This is a genomic window from Fusobacterium sp. DD2 (genome assembly GCF_018205345.1).
Taxonomy (GTDB): domain Bacteria; phylum Fusobacteriota; class Fusobacteriia; order Fusobacteriales; family Fusobacteriaceae; genus Fusobacterium_A.
Genome location: NZ_JADRHM010000109.1, coordinates 1 through 3,035, shown reverse-complemented (window position 1 = coordinate 3,035; position 3,035 = coordinate 1). Strand labels below are relative to the sequence as shown.

4 protein-coding genes are annotated in these 3,035 nt (G+C 30.2%); 3 read left to right on the top strand and 1 reads right to left on the bottom strand.

Features of this window, described 5'->3' with window-relative positions; translation table 11 throughout:
* Positions 1-66 precede the first annotated feature (66 nt).
* Positions 67-756: a LexA family transcriptional regulator gene (locus tag IX290_RS11235; protein WP_211493284.1), complete on the bottom strand. Its 690-nt coding sequence runs from the start codon at positions 754-756 to the stop codon at positions 67-69.
* A gap of 168 nt (positions 757-924) precedes the next feature.
* On the opposite strand from IX290_RS11235, the gene IX290_RS11230 reads away from it, so the two are divergent.
* From IX290_RS11230 to proC, 3 genes are all read left to right on the top strand, one after another.
* On the top strand, positions 925-1,152 hold the full coding sequence (locus IX290_RS11230; protein WP_211493283.1) for a hypothetical protein: 228 nt from the start codon (positions 925-927) through the stop codon (positions 1,150-1,152).
* Between the two features lie 150 nt (positions 1,153-1,302).
* Positions 1,303-2,154, top strand: a complete 852-nt coding sequence (locus IX290_RS11225) for a MurR/RpiR family transcriptional regulator (RefSeq protein WP_211493282.1) — start codon at positions 1,303-1,305, stop codon at positions 2,152-2,154.
* 23 nt (positions 2,155-2,177) lie between these two features.
* The gene (gene proC / locus IX290_RS11220; RefSeq protein WP_211493281.1) at positions 2,178-2,984 is read left to right on the top strand and encodes a pyrroline-5-carboxylate reductase; all 807 of its coding nucleotides are present in this window, start codon (positions 2,178-2,180) and stop codon (positions 2,982-2,984) included.
* Positions 2,985-3,035 lie beyond the last annotated feature (51 nt).

Genomic DNA, 3,035 nt, shown 5'->3' with positions numbered 1-3,035 from the left:
GTGTACTACAACCTCCATCTTAGTTGTCTAAGATTTTGGGTGCAGTACAAACAGCCTCTTTTATTTTTATTTAACATCATTAATTACTTTGAAAACTTTTCCAATCACTCTGAATTCATCATCTGGATAAACATAAATTGGTTGATAGTTAGGGTTATCACTTAAAAGAGCTATAAAATTGCTATTTACTTTAATTCTTTTAACATATGATTCACCGTTAACTAAAAATGCTGCAACATCACCATCTCTGATCTCACCATTCTGTTTGCAAAGAATGATAGACTGATCTTTGATAGTAGGTTCCATAGAATCACCTTTAACATTTATAGCAAATATGCTTTCAATGTTTCTGATACCAGGAAGTGAAATATAGTCAACAGGCTCTTCATCAGTAACAGCTCCAACTCCTGCACTGATTCTTGAGAATAGTGGAATAAGAGCGTCTTTGTCAGATTGTTCTCTAACGGCTTTTTGATGGGCCTGAGTTCTTTCGTTTGTCAGTTTTTCTAATTCTTCAAGGATAATATCCGGTGTACGTTCAATAGCTGCAAGATATCTTAGTTTATTACCTTCTTCTGGAGTTAAGAGCAGAGTGCTGATAAATTTTTCAATAACTTCTTCACTAGGAGGGTTTTTGATTTCTCCTCTTTCTACACCATTGTAGTAAGATTGAGTGATACCAACCATTTTAGAAAATTTATTTTGACTTAAACCTAATGCTTCTCTTTTCGATTTTAAAAAACTTCTGAAATCCATACTCTACCTCCTATATATATTTATAAATAATTATAATACATTTTAGTGAAATTAGCAACTTAAAATAATATTTTTTTCAAATCCCTTGACAAAAGAGGAAAATAACACTATTATATATCTATAAATATAGTTATCTATTTTTATAGATAAAGAAAGGGAGGACATATTATGAGAGTGTTAATAAGAAATAAAAAATGGGAAACTTCGTTTAAAAAAGTTAAATTGATATTTGAAGTAACTGGTCATCATGAAATGTTTTGTATCAGATTTTCTTTCAATGGAAAACAGATAACTATAAAGAGCAATAACCTGGATAAAACTTTTGCTTATCTTGAAAAGATATTCAATAGTGTCGAAATAGAAAAAATCCCTGCTGAATCTAGATTGGCAGGTTGAGAAAAAGAGGAATTTTCCTCTAACAATACCAGTATTTTCTAGCTTCTTACAAAATTGCAAATCAAATATTTGTTGCTAAATTAAGTATAATAGACTATAATAAAAATAAATTGTATTTGTAAAGAGTGTAGTAATAAAGGCGAGGTAATTATGAAAAAGAAAATATTGGGATATTTGGATAATAACTATAATAGTTTTAGTAAAAGCTTTAAGAAAATAGCTGATTACATTAAATATAATCAGAGTATTGTTTCATTTATATCTATTAATGAACTGGCTAAGGAAACTAAAACAAGTCCAGCCACAATAACGAGATTTTCAAAAAATTTGGGATTTAAAGGATATCCAGATTTTCAAAAGATATTTCAAAAAGAAGTTGAACAGCAGACTTCATATATGAAAGATTTAAAAAACAGCATAAACGATGCACAGAAGAACAGTAACATTGTACAGGATATGATTAATACCAATGTTGAACTTCTTCAGGAAATGGATGCATTGGAAATTGAAAAGAGTCTGGATCAGGCAGTAGAGTGGATTCAACAGAGCAGAAAACTATATATATTAGGTGCAAGAGGTTCATATGCCCTAGCTTATTATCTGTATTTCATGTTAAAGGAATTTAGAGAGGGAGTTGAGCTGATGATATCTGGAGCATCTGATTTTACTGATAAGCTGCTTTATACTCAGTCAAATGATTTGCTGTTTACCATTTCATTTCACCCTTATACAAATTTTACTTATCAGGTTACACAATTTTTCAAAGATCATGGAAATAGAGTTATCACAGTTACAGATAAAAAAGATTCTACATTGGGTAATATATCAGATCTTGTGCTTACAACTAAGAATGGAGAGAAGGCTTATACTTTTGTTCCAGGAACAGTTATTGTCAATGCACTTCTTGTAAAATTGGGATTACAGGATAAAGAGAATGTTAATGAAAAATTTGATAAATTAAAAGAGATTACAGATAGATTTAATATCTATTTAGATAAATAAAATCAGTAAGGAGATATGAAGTTATGAAAAAAATAGGTTTTATCGGTTGTGGAAATATGGGAGAAGCCTTTTTAAAAGGGATTATTAACTCTCAAATGGTACTTGTTGAAAATCTTTATGTTTATGACAAATTAAAAGGTAACTATATAAATGATACATATGGTGTAAATGTATTAAATGACGAGATTTCAATAGTAAAAGAATGTGATGTTATATTCCTAGCTATTAAACCAAATGTATATTTTGAAGTTATTGACAAAATAAAAGATGCAGTTAACAGTACTAAAATAATTGTTGCTATGGCTCCTGGTGTGACTATGGAGAGCATTGTAGATGAAATAGATAATATGAGCAGTAAGATAGTGAGAACTATGCCAAATCTACCTTTAATGGTTCAAGAGGGTTGTATAGCTTATGCATTTAATGAAAATATTGAAAGTGAAGAAAAGAAATATTTTAAAACATTATTTGAAGCAATAGGTACTGCTGTTGAAATTAAGGAAGAATTATTTGATGCTGTTATAGGTGCATCAGGTTCTTCACCAGCATTTATGTTTATGTTTATAGAAGCTTTAGCAGATGCAGCTGTATTTGAAGGATTGCCTAGAGATGCAGCATATAAACTTGTAGGTCAAACAATGATAGGTTGTGGAAAGATGTTCCTTGAAAGTGGACAACATCCTGGAGTATTAAAAGATAATGTTTGCTCACCTGGTGGAACTACAATAGCTGGAGTAAAATCTCTTGAAGAGGACGGGTTTAGAGGTGCAGTGATAAAAGCTGCAGTTGAAACAATAAAAAAATCAAAAGAAATGAGCAAAAATAAATAATTGATATGTAGATTAATGCATATAAAACAAGGCTTTATGACTAAAGCCTTG